The organism is Frankia sp. AiPs1, assembly GCF_023716945.1.
In the GTDB taxonomy this organism is placed as follows: domain Bacteria; phylum Actinomycetota; class Actinomycetes; order Frankiales; family Frankiaceae; genus Frankia.
The window spans coordinates 1-16,627 of record NZ_JAMQQF010000089.1 but is presented as its reverse complement, the minus strand read 5'-3'; the positions used below and the strand labels follow the sequence as shown (position 1 = coordinate 16,627).

At 71.1% G+C, this 16,627-nt stretch carries 15 protein-coding genes; 3 read left to right on the top strand and 12 right to left on the bottom strand.

Annotation, left to right across the window (positions count from 1 at the left end):
* The 10 genes from ND748_RS11475 to ND748_RS11430 form a co-directional block, all read right to left on the bottom strand.
* Positions 1-1,214 (bottom strand): serine/threonine-protein kinase (locus ND748_RS11475; RefSeq protein ID WP_251745694.1); only part of this gene is annotated, 1,214 nt, incomplete at its 3' end.
* Positions 1,215-1,382: 168 nt separating this feature from the next.
* Positions 1,383-2,222: an MBL fold metallo-hydrolase gene (locus tag ND748_RS11470; RefSeq protein WP_251745693.1), complete on the bottom strand. Its 840-nt coding sequence runs from the start codon at positions 2,220-2,222 to the stop codon at positions 1,383-1,385.
* A gap of 125 nt (positions 2,223-2,347) precedes the next feature.
* Positions 2,348-2,854 (bottom strand): flavin reductase family protein, encoded by a 507-nt coding sequence (locus ND748_RS11465; protein WP_251745692.1) that lies wholly within the window; start codon positions 2,852-2,854, stop codon positions 2,348-2,350.
* A 100-nt stretch (positions 2,855-2,954) separates the two neighbouring features.
* Positions 2,955-4,244: an NtaA/DmoA family FMN-dependent monooxygenase gene (locus ND748_RS11460; RefSeq protein WP_251745691.1), complete on the bottom strand. Its 1,290-nt coding sequence runs from the start codon at positions 4,242-4,244 to the stop codon at positions 2,955-2,957.
* A gap of 41 nt (positions 4,245-4,285) precedes the next feature.
* A complete protein-coding gene (locus tag ND748_RS11455) occupies positions 4,286-5,599 on the bottom strand; it encodes an NtaA/DmoA family FMN-dependent monooxygenase (protein WP_251745689.1) in 1,314 nt (437 codons plus the stop codon).
* A gap of 262 nt (positions 5,600-5,861) precedes the next feature.
* Positions 5,862-7,580 (bottom strand): ABC transporter substrate-binding protein, encoded by a 1,719-nt coding sequence (locus tag ND748_RS11450; protein WP_251745687.1) that lies wholly within the window; start codon positions 7,578-7,580, stop codon positions 5,862-5,864.
* A 115-nt stretch (positions 7,581-7,695) separates the two neighbouring features.
* Entirely contained in the window at positions 7,696-8,676 is a 981-nt protein-coding gene (locus tag ND748_RS34595; RefSeq protein WP_251745686.1) for an ABC transporter permease, read from the bottom strand.
* A complete protein-coding gene (locus ND748_RS11440; protein ID WP_251745685.1) occupies positions 8,673-9,716 on the bottom strand; it encodes an ABC transporter permease in 1,044 nt (347 codons plus the stop codon). The genes ND748_RS34595 and ND748_RS11440 overlap by 4 nt, the downstream gene beginning before the upstream one ends.
* Positions 9,716-10,561, bottom strand: coding sequence for an ABC transporter ATP-binding protein (locus ND748_RS11435; protein WP_251745684.1), 846 nt, complete (start codon positions 10,559-10,561; stop codon positions 9,716-9,718). The genes ND748_RS11440 and ND748_RS11435 overlap by 1 nt, the downstream gene beginning before the upstream one ends.
* Positions 10,561-11,574, bottom strand: a complete 1,014-nt coding sequence (locus tag ND748_RS11430; RefSeq protein WP_251745683.1) for an ABC transporter ATP-binding protein — start codon at positions 11,572-11,574, stop codon at positions 10,561-10,563. The genes ND748_RS11435 and ND748_RS11430 overlap by 1 nt, the downstream gene beginning before the upstream one ends.
* A 407-nt stretch (positions 11,575-11,981) precedes the next feature.
* On the opposite strand from ND748_RS11430, the gene ND748_RS11425 reads away from it, so the two are divergent.
* Positions 11,982-12,587: a TetR/AcrR family transcriptional regulator gene (locus tag ND748_RS11425; protein WP_251745682.1), complete on the top strand. Its 606-nt coding sequence runs from the start codon at positions 11,982-11,984 to the stop codon at positions 12,585-12,587.
* A 530-nt stretch (positions 12,588-13,117) separates the two neighbouring features.
* On the opposite strand, the gene ND748_RS11420 is transcribed toward ND748_RS11425, so the two are convergent.
* Positions 13,118-14,428, bottom strand: a complete 1,311-nt coding sequence (locus tag ND748_RS11420; RefSeq protein WP_251745681.1) for a multidrug effflux MFS transporter — start codon at positions 14,426-14,428, stop codon at positions 13,118-13,120.
* Positions 14,429-14,473: 45 nt separating this feature from the next.
* On the bottom strand, positions 14,474-15,364 hold the full coding sequence (locus tag ND748_RS11415; protein WP_251745679.1) for a GntR family transcriptional regulator: 891 nt from the start codon (positions 15,362-15,364) through the stop codon (positions 14,474-14,476).
* Between the two features lie 390 nt (positions 15,365-15,754).
* Here ND748_RS11415 and ND748_RS11410 point away from each other — a divergent pair, with 390 nt between their 5' ends.
* Both ND748_RS11410 and ND748_RS11405 read left to right on the top strand, forming a co-directional pair.
* Positions 15,755-16,207, top strand: a complete 453-nt coding sequence (locus tag ND748_RS11410; protein WP_251745677.1) for a VOC family protein — start codon at positions 15,755-15,757, stop codon at positions 16,205-16,207.
* A partial coding sequence (locus tag ND748_RS11405) for an amidase family protein (RefSeq protein WP_251745676.1) occupies positions 16,201-16,627 on the top strand: 427 nt, incomplete at its 3' end. The genes ND748_RS11410 and ND748_RS11405, both read left to right, overlap by 7 nt.

Sequence of the window (16,627 nt, the reverse complement as noted above, 5' to 3'; positions counted from 1 at the left end):
GCGGAGACCGGCCCGGTGACGTCGCCCGCGGCGTACCCCCCCGCCGCGAGCGCGAGGCCCAGCAGGCAGAACGCCGCTGCGACCACCGCTCCCACCACCGCGCCTGCACCGCCGGGACCGATCGGCGCCGGCTCGTGGTGGCTCGGACGGGCTGGGTGGCTCGGGTGGCTCGGCGTCGTGACCAGGCCCGAGTCCCCGATCGCGGAGGCGCCGATCGCGGAGGCGCCGACGCCCCAGTCAGCCACTCTCGAGTCGCCGATCCTCGAGCTGGTGATCGTGCCGCGCGGGCCGTCGGTCCAGTCGTCCGTACCGGTGATGTCCGAGCCGGGGACGGCCCGGCTGATCAGCGGGAGCGCCTGCGCGGGCCAGGGACGGGCGGCCGGGCGGGTCACCGGCACGCCCAGGCCCTGGAGCTCGGCAGCCACCCGGGACGCGGTCGGTCGGTCTTCCGGCTTCGTCGCCAGCGCCCAGCCGACCAGGTCGGCGAGGTCGCCGGGCAGGTTCGTCAGGACCGGCGGGGAGCCCGCGACGGCGGCGCGGGCGTCGCGCGGCGCCACGTTGGGCAACGGTGACGTGCCGGCGGCGGCGTAGGCCACGCAGCATCCCCAGGCGAAGACGTCGCAGGCCCGGGTGACGACGCCCGCGAAGCGTTCCGGCGCCATGAAGGCCGGGACGCCGATGGGCGGGCCCTTGGTGATGAGGTCTTCGTCGTCGGCCTGGACGCGGGCCAGGCCGAAGTCGATGACCTTGATGCCGTTCGGCAGGCAGATGACGTTCGCGGGGTGCAGGTCACGGTGGACGATGCCGTGCGCGTGGATGTCGGCCACCGCCTCGGCGAGCTCGGCGGCGAGGGCCAGCAGGAAGCGGTAGGGGAAGACGCCGGTCTCGGCCACGACCTGGCTCAGGTTGGCGCCCTGGACGTACTCGAGCGCGACCCAGGGCGGGTGGCCGTCCACGTCGGCGTCGAGGAAGCGGACGACCCGTTCGCTCGTCAGCGTCCGGTGGGTCGCCACCTCCGCGACGAAACGCTCGTGCGAGTGGGGGATCTGGTGGTCGCGGCCGGGGCTGCCCGGGATCTTCAGCGCGACCCGCCGACCGACGCGGTCGCGTGCCAGGTAGACGACGCCCATGCCGCCGGCACCGACGCGTTCCAGCAGCGTGTACGGCCCGACCTGGCGGGGGTCGTCCTCGCGGAGCGGGTCGTGCTGCGCCATCGGAGACCTCCGGGAGCCGCGCGGGTCCAGCCGTCGGAGCAGAAGTCTCGCAGGCCACCCCGAACCGGCTCACCTTCCTTGCCGTTCAGGGGGGTTTGGTGCCTGATTCGTCCCCCTAAAAGGGCAAGGAAAGTGGCTGCGGGGTGTCGGTGTCGGCGAGGAAGGCGGCTACGGGGTGTCGGTGACGAAGCGCAGGTAGCGGTCGGCGGAGCGGCGCACGGCGGCCCGGCCGTCGGCGCGGACCACGGTCTGCCAGAAGGCGCCGTAGACGGCGTCGAAGTCGAAGGGTTCGAGCAGGGTCAGCGCGCGGCGGACGACGCTGGGCCGCTCCGGAATGTAGTTCGGGTAGCTGTACATGAAGCTCACCCACCGGCGGTCGAGGACGACCTGCAGGATGTCGCCGGAGAACAGGGCCCCCCGTCCGCCCTCGCCCTGCGCCCAGTGCAGGACCGTGCCGCCGGCGAAGTGCACCCCGCCATTGATCAGGGTCAGCCCGGCGCCGATCGTCAGCGCGTCGCCGGACCACAGCTCGACGGCGCTGTCCGGCCGGCCGAGCCAGTCGGCGTCCGCGGCGTGAACGTAGATCGGCGCCCCCCCGAATGCCCGGCTCCAGTCGACCATCGCCCCGTAGAAGTGCGGATGGCTGACCGCGATGGCGGTGACGCCGCCGAGTTCGGCGACCCGGCCGGCGAGGTCGTCGTCGAGGAAGGGCACGCAGTCCCAGAGGATGTTGCCCGCGTCCGTCTGGACCAGTAGCGCCCGCTGCCCGATGGAGATCTTCGGCTCGGCGCCGATGCCGGTCACCCGCTCGCCCTCCGGGTGCAGCACGCCGTGGTAGCCCTCGGCGCGCAGCCGGGCCAGCGACGTCCACCGCTGTCCCTCCCATCCGACGTACTGCCGCTCGTCCTCGCAGACCGGGCAGTCGACCCGCCCGGCGCCGTACTGCACCCCGCAGGTCAGGCAGATCGGCAGGTCAAGATCAAGGTCGGGAAGGCGGAACGGTGGCATGGGCAACCCCCTGGGGGACGGGTCGGCGGCCTGGGTTCGCAGTCTGGGTTCGCAGTCTGGGTTCGCGGCCTGGGTTCGCGGTCTGGGTTCGTGGTCTGGGTTCGTGGTCTGGGTTCGTGGCCTGGTCAGTGGGCCACGAGCTGGCGAAACCGGCTGTGGTGGAAGACCAACGGTGTCACGTTCGTGTCCGAGCTGAGCGCATGGACGCGCAGCAGCGCGATGAGATGGTCGCCGGCCGCGACCTCCCGGACGAGCTCGCACTCCAGCGCCGCGGCCGAGTCCGCGACGAACAGCGCGCCCCCGCCGCTGGCCCGCCAGGAGATCCCGGCGAACCGGTCGCCGTCGCGGGCGGAGAGCTGGCGGCAGGCGACGTCGTGGGTCTCTCCGAGGACGCTGACCCCCAGCCGCGCCGGGTCCCGCAGCCGCGGCCAGGTCGTCGACGTGTTCGCCACGCACACCGACACCAGCGGCGGGTCGAGCGACACCGAGGTGAACGAGCTCACCGCCATGCCGACCGGTTCGCCGTCGACGAGCGCGCAGAGCGCCGTCACGCCGCTGGGGAAACAGCCGAACGTCGAGCGCAGCAGCTGCTGGTCGGTCGCCGCGTCGACGACGGTCATCTCGGATCCCATCACACCCACGTTCTCCCGTCAGGGTCGGAGCAGCCATCAGAAAGCCGGAGCAGTAAGCCGGAGCAGTACAGAAGGCCTGTGCAGAAAGCTGGAGCCGTGGTCAGAACTCGAGGAGGTTGTCGCGGAAGTGCCGGTGCGCATAGCCGTCGCGGATGAGTCCCCGCCGCCGCAGCGCGGGCGCCAACCCGTCAGTGATCATGCTGATCCCCTCGCGGTACATCGCCTGCTGGATGAGGAAGCCGTCGCCGCCGACCTCGTCCATCACCTCGCCCATCTGGGCGGCGACCGCGTCCGGCGTGCCGACGAGTTCGACGGCGCCCGACGCCGGGTAGGAGGCGAACTCCCGCAGCGTCATCCCGCTGCTCTTCTCCCGCAGGTTCTCGGTGGTGCTGCGGCTGGCGTTCGTCTGCATCGCCGGCATCGGGGCGTCCAGGTCGAGTTTCCCGAAGTCGATGCCGCTGTAGTAGGACATCCAGCCGAGGTTGATCTCGACGTTCGCGGCCGCGGCGGCCAGCGCGCGGCGCCGCTTCTCCTCGGCTTCCCGCTGGGTCTCCGCGAGGACGGGGGCGACGTTGAACATCACCTTGCAGGAGTCGGGCTTGCGGCCGTGGGCGACCGCCTTCGCGACGACGTCCTCGCGGAACGCCTTCATCGTGTCGATTCCGGTGACGTTCGTCATCACCAGATCGACGTTTTTCGCGGCGAAGTCCCGGCCCCGCCCCGAGCCGCCCGCCTGGGAGAACACCGGGCGACCCTGCGGCGGGGGCAGCGAGTTCAACGGCCCGCGGGAACGGTAGAACCGGCCGGAGAAGTCGATCGGACGCACCTTGTCCGTGTCGACGTAGACGCCGCGTTCCCGGTCGATGACGAGGGCGTCGGGGTCCCAGGAGTTCCACAGCGCCTCGACCAGGGCGACCCATTCGTCGCCGGCGTCGTAGCGGGCGTCGTGGTCGGCCTGGGCGTCGGCGCCGTAGTTCTGCGCGGTGCGGTCGTTGTGCGACATGACGAGGTTCGCCCCGCCGCGGCCGTGCGAGATGTGGTCGAGGGTGGCCAGGGTCCGGGCCGCCATGTACGGCGGGTGGAAGGTCGTCGTCAGGGTCGGCAGGATGCCCACGTGTTCGGTCGCGGTGAGCATGAACGGCGCCATCACGAACAGGTCCTGCTTGGGCGCATGGAACCCGTTGTGCAGGGCGAAGTCCATGTTTCCGCGAAAGACGTCCGGGATGAAGTGGGCGTCTTCCAGGATGATGCAGTCGAAGCCGGCCCGCTCCACCGCCTTCGCGGTGTCGATGTAGAGCTGCGGGTGCAGCCACTCGGTGGCGCCCTCGCCGGACCACAGCCCGTTCCAGGACTGGACTCCGCAGCCGGTGAACAGGCCCAGGTGAAACATCGTCGCTCCCCGTTCTCGATCGGGCGTTCTCGATTGGGCGGTCAGAACTCGAGCAGGTTGTCCCGGAAGTGCTCGTGCGTGTACGACTCGCGGATCAGGCCGCGGCGCTTGAGCGCGGGCGCGAGGCCGTCGGCGATCTGGGCGATGGAGTGCCGGTCGACGTCGTTGGAGATGAGGAACCCGTCCCCGCCGACCTCCTCCATGGCCTCGCCCATCATCGCGGCGACGGTGTCCGGGGTGCCGACCAGTTCCAGCGACGTCGTCGTCTCGTGGGTGGAGACGAGCTCGCGCAGCGTCTTGCCGTCCTCGCTGTCCTTCGCGTAGCGCGTCATCGAGCTCTGGTGGCCGTTGACCTGCCCGGTGAGGTCCGGCAGCGGCTTGTCCAGGTCGAACTTCGAGAAATCGAGACCGCTGAAGTAGGACATCACCGCGAGCTGCGTCTCGATGGACGCCTGCTCGCGTTGGGCGGCGCGGATCCGCTGGCGCTTCTCCTGCGCCTCGGCGTCGGTCTCGGCGAGCACGGGGCGGATGAGGTAAAGCACCTTGCAGTCCGCGGGCTTGCGGCCGGCCGCGATGAGCCGGGCGGACATGTCCTCGCGGTAGGCCTTCATCGCCGCGACGCCGAGGGGGACGCAGATGACCGTGTCGGCGTTGCGGGCGGCGAACTCGCGTCCGGCCGGGGAGCCGCCGGCCTGGCAGATCACCGGGCGGCCCTGCGGCCCGGGGACGGCGTTCAGCGGGCCGCGGCAGCGGAAGAACTCGCCGGCGAAGTCGATGGTGTGCACCTTGCTGCCGTCCGCGAACGTGCCGGTCTCCTCGTCGAAGACCACCGCGCCGGGCTCCCAGGACCCCCACAGCTTCCCGACGAGGTCCATCCACTCGTCGGCCATCCGGTAGCGCAGGTCGTGCTCGAAGTGCTGCTCGTGGCCGAAGTTCTGGGCCGCCCGGTGGCTGGAGGAGGTGACGAGGTTCCCGCCGACCCGGCCGCGGGTGAGGTGGTCGAGGGTGACCAGCATCCGGGCCGCCATGAACGGCGGGTAGAACGACGTCGACATGGTCGGGATGAGGCCGATCCGCGAGGTCGCCTGACCGAGGATGCCGATGAGCGCGGTCGGGTCGTGCCGCGGGCATTCCATGTTGTACTTCAGGTAGGTGTCCATGTTCCCGCCGAAGGCGTCGGGAATCATCAGACCGTCTTCGAAGATCATGTAGTCGAAGCAGGCCCGCTCGAGCGACCGGGCCATGTCCACATAGAGGTCCGGCTGCATCCATTCGCGGGCGCCGGCGCCGGACCAGGTGCCTTTCCAGGACTGCACGCTGAAGCCGTGTCCGACGAACCATCCCATGTGGAACATGTCTTCTCCCCTGGAGCTTCGAACCTGGAACTCTGTACCTGGCACTCGGTACCTGGAAATCGGTACCTGGAAGTTCGTGCTGCCCGTAGCACAACTCGGCCGTGTTTCGGATTGACGGCCGGCCGGTTCGGCGAATATTGCGCCACTGGCGAAGCGGCGGGCCGGCCGATTTCCGCCTGCGCCGCTACGAAGACGGCCCGGGCAGCGGCGAAATCGCCCGCGCGGCCGGCGTCGGCCGCGCGGGCGATTCGGGTGGTCGTGGTTACTGGGTCTTCGACAGATGGGCGAAGTCGATCGCGCCCTCGGAGCGGTAGACGTAGCCGTCGATGTTGCTGCGGAAGACGACGTTCGGCTGGTCGAAGGCGACGGGGATCTCCGGCTGGCCGTTCTGCCAGATCCGCTGCGCCTCGTTCCAGAACTTGCCCGCCTCGGGCGACAGCGGGTCGCCCGCCTGGTTACCCTTCTCGACGGCCGCGTAGTACGCGTCGTCCGACCAGTTGGAGGTGTTCAGCGGCGAGCCCTTCGTCAGGGACAGCAGCATCTCGTACGGCGGCGACTGGCTGATCGCCTTGTTCAGGTTGAGCTGGATGTCGAACGACTTGTTCTCCTTCTGGTCCTGCACGGCGGTCGCGGTCTGCTTGTCGACGGTGAAGTTGAAGCCCGCATCGGCCGCTGCGGACTGGATCTGGACCGCCGCCTGCTCCAGGGCCGGGATGCTGTTCTCGACGAGGATCTTCGCGCTGACGTTCTTCACGCCCGCCTGGGCGAGCAGTGCCTTGGCCTTGGCCGGGTCGTAGGTGCCCTGCCGCAGCCCGTCCGTGCTGTAGTTCGGGTAGTGCGGGTTGATGAAGCCCTTCATCGGGTCGGCGCGGCCCATGAAGACGTCGTCGATGATCTTCTGGTAGGGGATCGCGTAGCTCAGCGCCTGCCGGACGAGCGGATTCGTGAACGGCGCCTTGGTCGTGTTGATGAACGTGTCGAGGTACTCGATGGAGTCGACGTTGAACGTCTTGAGCTTCGAGTCCTTGGCCATCGAGACCACGTCGGACGGACGGAGCTGGACGGCGACGTCGGCGTCGCCGTTCTGGAGCAGGTTGGTGCGGGTGCCGGGGTTCGTGACGACCTTCTGAGTGATCGTCTTGATCGCCGGCGCACCCTCCCAGTAGTTCGGGTTGGCCTTCAGGATCAGGCTCTGGCCAGGAGTGAACTTGGCCAGCGTGTAGGCGCCGAAGCCGTAGTTCCCGTCCTTCGCCGACCACTTGACCGCGTACGGGTCGTCCTTCGTCGCGTGTGCCTTCAACAGCGTGCTGTCGAAGATGTCGCCGCTGACGTTCGCGAGCAGGGACAGCAGCGTGAAGCCGTCACCGGGCCGGTCGATGGTGATGCTGACCGTGTGCGCGTCGATCTTCTTGAACTGCTTCGCCGGGTCATAGATGGCCGGCTTGGAGATGAACGGCGCGACCGACGTCGAGTTCCACTTGCGCTCGTAGGAGTACAGCACGTCGTCGGCGGTCAGCTCGTGACCGGCGACGCTCTTGACGCCCTCACGCAGATGGAAGGTGTAGGTCAGTTTGTCGGCGCTGACGTCGTAGCTCTTCGCCAGCTCGCCGTCGAACTTGAAGAAGTTCTGCATCGGCGAGCCGTTCGGCCGGTCCGCCGTGACCGTCGGGTTGCGCACGAGCTGCGCCTGGGTGTTGATCTGGAATTCGAAGCCCTCGTAGGTGAACGCCCCCGCGTCGTAGGCGAACGCCGTCGGCAGCGCGGCCACCGCCTCGGTGAGGGAGTCGGTGTTACCGGCGGAACCCGACGAAGACGAAGACGAGGAGGAGGAGCTGGAACTGCCGCCGCAGGCGGCCAGTGTGAGGGCCAGGCCGCCGGCGACGGCCGCGCTGGCCGTGCGGGCGAGCCGGCGCGGCCCGCCGGAGCCGGCGACAGCGGCTCCTGGTCGGTCACCTCGTGGCGAGGCGAGACGGACACGCATCAGTGCACTCCTGTCAGAGAACGAACGCGAGACGCAGTGCTGGGGGTCGCCGGCAGAGGGATTCCGGGCGCAGGGAATGCCGGCGGCGGGTGAGTGGGACGGGCGGGCGGCGGCGTTACCGGCCGCGCCGGGCGCCGAGCAGGGTCGACGACGTGGTGGCGATGATCGCCACGGTGAGGATCAGGGCGAGGGTGGGGAAGGTGGCCGGCCACCAGTTGCCGACAGCCGCGTCGGTCGCCCCGCGGGAGATCATCGAGCCCCATTCGGGCTTCGGCGTGGGCAGTCCGGCGCCGAGGAAACCCAGGGAGGCGGTCAGGATGATGCTCACCGCGAAGATGACCGACATGTTCTCCAGCGCCGGTCGACACGAGTTCGGCAGGACGTGGCGCAGGGTCAGCCGCAGCTCGCTGAGCCCGGCCATCCGGGCGGCGTCGACGTAGGCGTCCGAGCGGACCCGCAGCACCTCGGTGCGCACCAGGCGGGCCTGCAGCGGGGCAAGCACGACGGCCAGGGTCAGGACCAGCGTGGTGATGGAGGCGCCGTAGAAGGCGACGGCGACGAGGCCGAGCAGCATGCCGGGCACCGCCTGGACGAAGTCGACGACCCGCCCGACGATCCGGGCGATTACGCCGCGCGGGCCGCGGGAGGACTCGTTCATGCCGGTCAGCAGGCCGAGCAGCGCGCCGGCCACGGTCGCCAGCAGCACCACCACGGTCGCGACCCAAACGTTCGTCCGGGTGGCGGCCAGCGTCTGGGAGAACACGTCGAGGCCGGAGGTGTCCGTGCCGAACAGGTGGGCCCCGCTCGGCGCCGCCGACGTGGGGCCGCTGACCCGCTCCGGGTTGTGCGGCGCCACCCACGGGCCGATGATCGCGACGATGACCAGCGCGGCCAGCGGCAGCAGCCGCAGCCCGAGGCGCAGCCACCGCGCCCGCCCGCCGTCGGGGGAGCCCGGGGCCAGTGTGCTCTGCGCCGGCGTGCCCTGCGTCGAGGTGCCCTGTGTCGGTGTGTTCGGGGCCGGCGCTGCGCCGGGCGCGCTGCCGGGCCGGGCGCCGGGTTCTACCGGGGCGACGCCCACGGTCGGTGTCGTGGTCACGATCCCTCCGTCCGGACCCCGGGCCGCCGTCGCGGATCGAGGCTCATGTTCACGAGGTCGACGATGAGGAAGACCACCAGCGAGACGGCGGCGACGATCACCAGGAAGCCCTGCATGGCGGGGATGTCACCGCTGCTCACGGCGTCACCGAGATAACCGCCGATTCCGGTGAACCCGAAGATCGACTCGACGATGACGGCGCCGCCCAGCGCGTAGCCGAACAGGGTCCCCGAGGTCGTGACCGCCGGCGGCAGCGCCCGGCGGAACAGGCTCGCCCGCACCATCGCCCGGGAGGCACCCGAGGCGATGCGGAACCGCGTCGGCGGGGCGTCGACGGCCTCCTCCAACCCGGCGATCAGCATCTTCACCAGGACCCCGGCCTGGCTGATGACCAGCGTGCCGACCGGGAGCACCAGGTGGCCCGCCATCGACCAGGTCGCGTCGAGGTGGCCGGTCAGGATCGTGTCGAGGAAGGGCAGCCCGGTGACCTTCGGGACGTCGTCGACGCCCGAGGACAACCGGCCCAGCGGCGCGGGCGCCCAGTGCAGGGTCGCGTAGAACACGAACACCGCGGCGACGCCGATCGCGAAGTCGGGCAGGCCGCCGGCGATCCGGGCGTAACCCCGCACGACGTAGGACACCGGGTTGCGGGGCCGCACCACCGCCAGGTAGGACAGTCCGACTGCCAGCAGGATCGAGAAGAACAGGCTCATCAGCGCCAGCTCGATCGTCGCCGGCAACCGGTCGCTGAACTCGTGGGCCACCGGTCGGCCCGTCATGATCGAGCTGCCGAGGTCGAGCTGGACGGTGTGCCCCAGGTAGCGCAGAAGCTGGTGGAGCAGGCTGCCGTCGAGGCCGAGCTGCTTCTGGATCGCGGCGTAGTTCGCCTTGTCGGCCTGACCGCCGGTCAGCACCGCCACGGGATCGCCCGGGATGCTCTGCACGAGCAGGAACGACACGGCCGCGAAGACGAGCAACTGGAACGGCAACGCGATGACCCTGCCCAGCCACCACCGTTGTCGGCGCAGCATCTCCCTCATCAGGCTGGCCCTTCCTGTGCGTTGGCCGGTGCGGGGAGCTGGGCGGAGGTCCGCGCGGCCCCGGCCGCGGCCGGGCCGCGGAAGGCGGCCAGCAGGCTGCGGGTGTAGTCGTGGCGGGGGCTGTTCAGGACCGCGCTCGTCGGGCCGTCCTCCACGATCTGCCCGCCGCGCATGACGACCAGGCGTTCGCAGACGAACGCCGTCGCCGGCAGGCCGTGCGAGACGAACACCAGGGCGGCGTCGCGCTCGACGCAGTAGCGCTTGAGGAAGTTCAGAATCGACCCCTGCACGGAGACGTCGAGGGCGGAGACGACCTCGTCGCAGACGAGCAGGTTCGGCTCGACGACCAGGGCGCGCGCGATCGCGAAGCGCTGGCGCTGGCCGCCGGAGACCTCGCCGGGATGGCGGTCGGCCAGCTCGGGGGCCAGCCCGAGCATCGACACCGTGGCGTCGACCCGGGTGTCGGCGGCGCGGCGGTCGAGCCCGCCGAGGCGCTGCGCGGGGGTGCGGATCGAGTCCCGCAGGGTGCGCAGCGGGTCGAACGACGAGGTGGTGTCCTGGGCGACGAACTGCACCTCGCGGCGCAGCTCCAGCCGGGAGGCGCGCAGCTTCAGCAGGCCGCGCAGCGGCGCGCCGTTGAAGCTGATCGAGCCCGCCGACGGCGCGTCCAGGCCGACCATCATCCGCGCCAGCGTGGACTTGCCGGAACCGGACTCGCCGACGACACCGATCCGCGAACCCGGCGTCACCTCCAGGGTCACCGCGTCGACGGCCACGTGCCGGCGGTGCTGCGGGCCGAACGACTTCGACACCCCGTCGACGGTCATCTGGGCGAACCGGTCCATCAGTCCTGACCCTCCATCCGGGCACTGGGAACCGACGCGCTGGTGGTGGCCTCGTCGGGCGCCGCGGGGCGGGTCTCGGCGGCGGGCCGGGTCTCGGCGGCGACGGAGGCGAGGGTCGGCAGCTCGTCGAGCTCGGCTGACTCCAGCGTCGGCACGCAGCGCAGCAGCGCGACCGTGTACGGATGGGTGGCCGTGTCGACGAGGCGCGCCGACGAGCGCTGTTCGACGATCCGCCCGCCGTACATGACGAAGGTGCGATCGGTGTACTCCTGCGCGAGCAGGATGTCGTGGCTGATCACGAGCACGCTGGTCCCGCTCTCCCGGGTCAGCGCGAGCATGGTCTCCATCGCCTCCCGGGCCAGGGAGGCGTCCAGCGCGCTGGTCGGCTCGTCGGCGATGAGCAGCTTCGGGCCCCCACACAGCGCGATCGCGATCATCGCGCGCTGCCGCATGCCACCGGAGAGCTCGTACGGCCGGGCCCGCAGGACCCGCTCGGTGTCGCGCAGGCCCACCTTGTCCAGCCAGTAGCGGGCCCGGTCGCGCACCTCGGCCCGGCCGAGCCGGCCGCCGCCGCCGACCCGGGCCGCGGCCCGGATCACCGCCCGCAGCTGGCTGCCGATCGGCCACACCGGATCCAACGTCGTCATCGCGTCCTGAAAGATCATCGACAGGCCGGGGGTGCGCTCGGGCAGTCGTGAGCGGGCCACCCGAGACAGCGCGGCGCCGCCGAAGTCCAGCCTGGTGTGCTCGATGCGCACGTTGTCCTGGGTGAGGAAGCCGGCGAGCGCGAGGCCCAACGTGGTCTTCCCGGACCCGGACTCGCCGACGAGCGCCACCCGCTCGCCGTGGCCGAGGGTGAAACTGACGTCGTCGACGGCGATGACGTCGCCGTGCGACGTTCCGTAACGGACCGTCATGCCCTCGACGGTGAGGATGGGTCTACCGGTCAGGCCGGAGACCGCGTTCCGAGGCTCCGCCTCGTCGATCTCGTCGATCACAATGCCAGTGGTCAATGCCCACCGCCCCAGGTCGTCCGCGTGACGGCGGGTTTGCGCCACCGGTCACCGTGGGGACAACAGTCGCCGTTGTGTGTTTCTCGCCGTCGCGAGGCGGGTAACCCGCGCATTGCGCCGATGATCGTGACGGGAAAGTCGCTGCGGCGTAGGAAGAAACGTCTGGTTACGCCGTTGCGCCGATTTTCCGGCGGCGGTCCGTTGATCGATCCGCGCAGGTCCGGCGGTCGGCACGCGGGCCCGCGGGCGAGCCCGATGGGCCGGTCCGGTCGCGGCCCGGCGCCGGCCGGTTTCTTTCGCGTTCCTTACATCTTCACCCGGTAAGTCGTTGCGATGGCGCTTTGTGGGGGTGGCTGACGCGGACCCGCGCCGACAATGAAGTGTCGGCTCCGAGTCACGAGGTACCCATGAACCCACCCAGCAGGAACGTCGAACGGGGTGCCGCGACCCGGGAGCACCTGCTCGGCGTCGCCACCCGGCTGTTCGCCGAGCGGGGCTACGAGGGCACCTCTATCGACGCCGTGCTCACCGAGACCGGAGCGAGCCGCGGCTCGCTCTACCACCACTTCAAGGGCAAGGACGCGCTGTTCGACGCGGTGCTGGAGGCGGTCGAGCTGGACGTGGGCCGCCGGCTGGTGGCCGCGGTCGGCACCGACAGCTCCCGCGACCCCGCCACGGCGCTGCGGCTGGGCTGCATGGCCTGGATCGGCATCGCGGGCGATCCCGTCGTCCAGCGCATCCTGCTCATCGACGCGCCGGGGGTCCTCGGCTGGGCACGTTGGCGGGAACTCGACGAACGGCACGCCTTCGGCAAGATCAAGCAGACGGTCGCGGAACTCGCCCGGGACGGCGTCTTCGACGCCTCGATGGCCGACCTGTTCGCCCACGTGCTGCTCGCCTCGATGAACGAGATCGCCCTGCTCGTCGCCCGAGCCGACAACCAGCGCGCCGCCATCCGCCACGCCCGCACCGCCGTCGACGAACTCCTCCGCCGCCTCCTGCGCCCAACCTGACCACCCCGTCCCCCCGCGCCGCGCCCCCTCCAGAGATAACCAGCGACCTCGGGGACGACCGGAGAGCCCAAGGGCGTGCGAGGTTGCGATCCCTCCAGGGATGATCAGCGACCGCGGCCGTCGCCGGGCACGAGGATCACCGCGCGGGTTGCGATCCCTCCAGGGATGATCAGCGACCCCCATGGTAAAGGTGCAGGTCGCGAGGGGGGAAATGGGAGTGGTTGGGGGCGATCTTGCAGCGGTCCGGCGGTGATGCAAGTGCGCAGGTCAGGGCGTTGATCCGGAACGCGCCGGGCAGGGCTTCGGAAGTCGATCCGGATGATCGTGGTGTTCCGCGGAACCGCGTCACCTGCCCGGTGCCTGGTTCCCGGCCGTGGCGCCACATCTGGCGATCATGGTGTTCTGCGGAACCGCCCGCTGCCGCCGGATCCTGACCATGTCTATGACCATGGGTGGATCGACTCGCTCGTCAAGCTCGGCTGGCTCGGGGTCGGCTCGGGGCGGCCAGGGTCGGGGCGGCCAGGGTCGGGTTAAGCGGCGGGGGAGGGGGTCGGCCGGAGGGCGGCGGGGCGTAGGCACAGGGCGAAGGCGGCCAGCAGGCACAGGCACATGCCGATGCCCAGGGGCAGCGCGCTGGTGGAGCCGAAGGCGCCGACGATCGGGCCGATCAGTCCACCGAGGGCGAACTGGGTCAGACCGAGCAGGCCCGAGGCGGTCCCGGAGCTGTCCGGTCGGGTGCGCATCGCCTCCGCCGAGGCGATCGGCATGCACGCGCCGATCGAGGCCACAGTGAGGAACAGCGTGCCGACGACGGCGGGGCCGCTGCCGGCGAGCGCGGCCAGCGCGATCCCCGCCGCCGCCGTGGCCGCCGCCGGCAGGGTGACCCGCAGGGCCCGGATCGTCCCCCGTCGCCCGGCGAGCGCCGCGCCAAGCTGACCGCCGGCCATGAACCCGACCGCGTTCGCGGCGAACAGCACGCCGAACACCGTCTGCGAGACCCCGTAGGCGTCGGAGAGCACGAACGACGATGACGACACGTACGAGAACATTGCCCCGTAGGCGAGCCCGACGACGAGCGACGGGGCGAGGAAGGCGCCGTCGGTGGCGAGCGCGGCGTAGGTCCGGGCCGTCGAGGCCGGGCGCAGGCTTGTGCGGCGCGCCGGGGACAGCGTCTCGCTGAGCGAGCCGACGCTCAGCGCGGCGAACAACGCGCCGAGCACGGCGAGCACCACGAAGATGCCCCGCCAGTCGGTGACGACCAGCAGGGCACTGCCGAGGTTCGGCGCGATGATCGGCGTCAGGCCGCTGACCAGCGCCATCCGCGCGAAGAGGCGGACCAGGCGCTGACCGTCGGCGACATCGCGGATCACCGCACGGGCGATCGTCATGCCGAAGGCGGCGAACATCCCCTGGGCGAACCGCAGGCCGGCGAGCATCGGCACCGTCCAGGCCGCCGCGCACACCGCCGAGGTAGCGCAGTACAGCGCCATCGCCACGAGCAGAGGGCGCCGCCGCCCGTAGGCGTCGGACAGCGGGCCGGCCACCACCTGGCCGACGGCGATCCCGACGACGCACGCCGTCATCGTCAACTGCACGGAGGACTGGGAGGCGGCCAGGTCGTCGGCCATCCGAGGCAGGCCGGGCAGGTGCACGCTCATCGAGAACGGGCCGAGGCCCGTCATCGCCCCGAGCAGCACCATCGTCGTGGTCGTGATCCGGCCCCGGTCGGCGTCCGCCTGACCGGCGTCCGCATGGTTTACGTCCGCATGGCCGGCGTTCGCTTGGTCGGCGTTCGCTTGGTCGGCGCTGCCGGCCGCGGCGACGGGCACCGTCTGGGTCATACGAGGTCCTGCGTCATGCGAGGTCCTGGGGCGCGAGGTCCTGGGTCATGCGACGTCGGCCCGGGGCGGGGCCGGCCGTCGGTGCGCGGGCTGGGCCGGTCCGCGTGGCGCGGTCACCGGTCCAGGCTGGGCCGGGCGCGGTCCGGTCACCGACGACAGGGCGACCCGGTCGCCGCGGAAGTGCGTGTAGCTGACCTCGCGAGGGCGGCCGGTGCCGTCGCGGACGAGCACCTCGCGCAGCAGGACGGGGCTGCCTGCCTCGACGCCGAGCAGCCGGGCCGTGCGCTCCTCGCACGGCACCGCCTCGACCACCGCCTCGGCGGTGCCCAGCGGCGCGCCGAACAGCCGCTCGAACAGGGCCTCGTAGCGGGGCGGGCGCCGGTCGATCGCCACCACCTCGGCGAAGTACCGTTCCGGCTCGACGATCATGGGGACGTAGCCGGTGCGCACGCACAGCGGCTGGCCGTCGAGGCGGAAGAGCTGCTCGGTCATGAGGAGGTCGGCATCGGTGACCGCCAACCGGTCCCGCAGCCCGTCGGTGGCGGGCACCGCGCAGTGCGCCAGCTCCTCGATCTGAAGCCGTTGCCACTCCTGGGACTCGCTGATCTCGCGGGGGAGCACCTCGCCGGCGGGGATCTGCCAGATGCCGTGGCTGACGCTGGTGCCGCGCCGGGGGGCCCGGCTGAGCAGCCCCTCGTCGGCGAGCATCGACAGCGCCCGACGCACCGAGTTGCGGGTGATGCCCAGCGCGTCGATGAGGCGACTCTCCGACAACGCGTCGGGCTCCAGCTCGCCCGAGCGCAGGCTGGCGCGGATCAGCTCGTAGGCCCGACGCGGGGAGGCGTGCAGCGGGCGGGGGTCGGCACGCTCGCGACGGGCCCGGCCGAACTCGACCCGGCATTTTTCGATCTCGGCGAACCTGTCGGGCGCAACCATGCTTGGCACCGTCCCTTTCTGCGGTGAAGAACCCCGGTTGGTCCTGTGCTCCCCGGGGCGATGGAGCGGGGCGGCCGGCCGGCCGGCCGGTGCGGGGCGTCCACCCCTTCTCCGGGGCCGCCCCCGCACTCCCCGCTGGCAGGCACACTCCGTAGCCATCTCGGTAGAGCCCGCCGCCCGATCGGCCGGTTGTGTGGACTTCCGTCCCCTACGCACTGTCCACTGTATACGAAGCTTGAGTTCCTCCCCACGAAGGGGTGGGGTGGACTGGTGGGTAGAGCAGGCCGAAACGTGCTCGTCACATGCACTTTTCACGCCGGGTAGTTGCGCTCAACTCTGGGTCGCCTAGTATTTGGTATACAGTAGCCGAGCGACGGAGAGGGAGCGTCTGTGAGCGTCGTCGATGAACCCAACCTCCTGCCCACCGTTCGACCACCCATCGTCACCATCGCCTTCGACCACATCGTGCTGGCGGTGGCCGACCCGGAGCGGTCCGTGCGGTGGTGGGTGGAGAAGTTCGGCATGAAGACCCACCGACTGGAGCAGTGGCGCGCAGGCCGGGCGCCGTTCCCGTCGGTGGAGGTCGCGCCGGGCGTGATCATCGATCTCGACGCCCGCACCCCGCGGTCCGGTCCGGGGCGCAACGTCAACCACTTCTGCCTGGTGATCGAGCCGTGCGATCTCGCCGAGCTCGCGGCCTCCGGCACCTTCGACGTCGTCGGCGGGCCGTTCCACCGCTACGGCGCGTACGGCAACAGCGACCTGCTCTACATCCGCGATCCCGACGGCAATGTCGTCGAGCTGCGCCACTACGGACCCTCCCAACTGGATGGCCCGTGCTGACAGCCGGACCCTGGCTCGGCGACGCCCTCGGCCTGGTCGAGGAGTTTCGGGCGGGTCGGCGCAGTCCGGCGCAGGAGCTCGCCGCCGTGCTCGGCGCGGTCGAGCGGTCCGGGCTGGGCGCCGCCTGCCACGTCGACGCCGAGGCGGCCGGCGCCGCCGCCCGCGACGTCGACCTCGACCTTCCGCTCGCCGGGGTGCCGTTCGCCGTCAAGGAGCTGGAGCAGGTCGCGGGCTGGCCCCGGGCCGACGCGTCGGTGCCGCTGCGTCACCGCCGGGCGACGCGCACCTCCACCCAGGTCCAGCGGCTGGTCGCGGCCGGCGCGATCCCGGTGTTCCAGACGCCGTCGAGCGAACTGGCCCGCGGCGACGACACGGTGAGCCGTCTGCACGGCGTCACCCGCAACCCGTGGCGTCCCGACG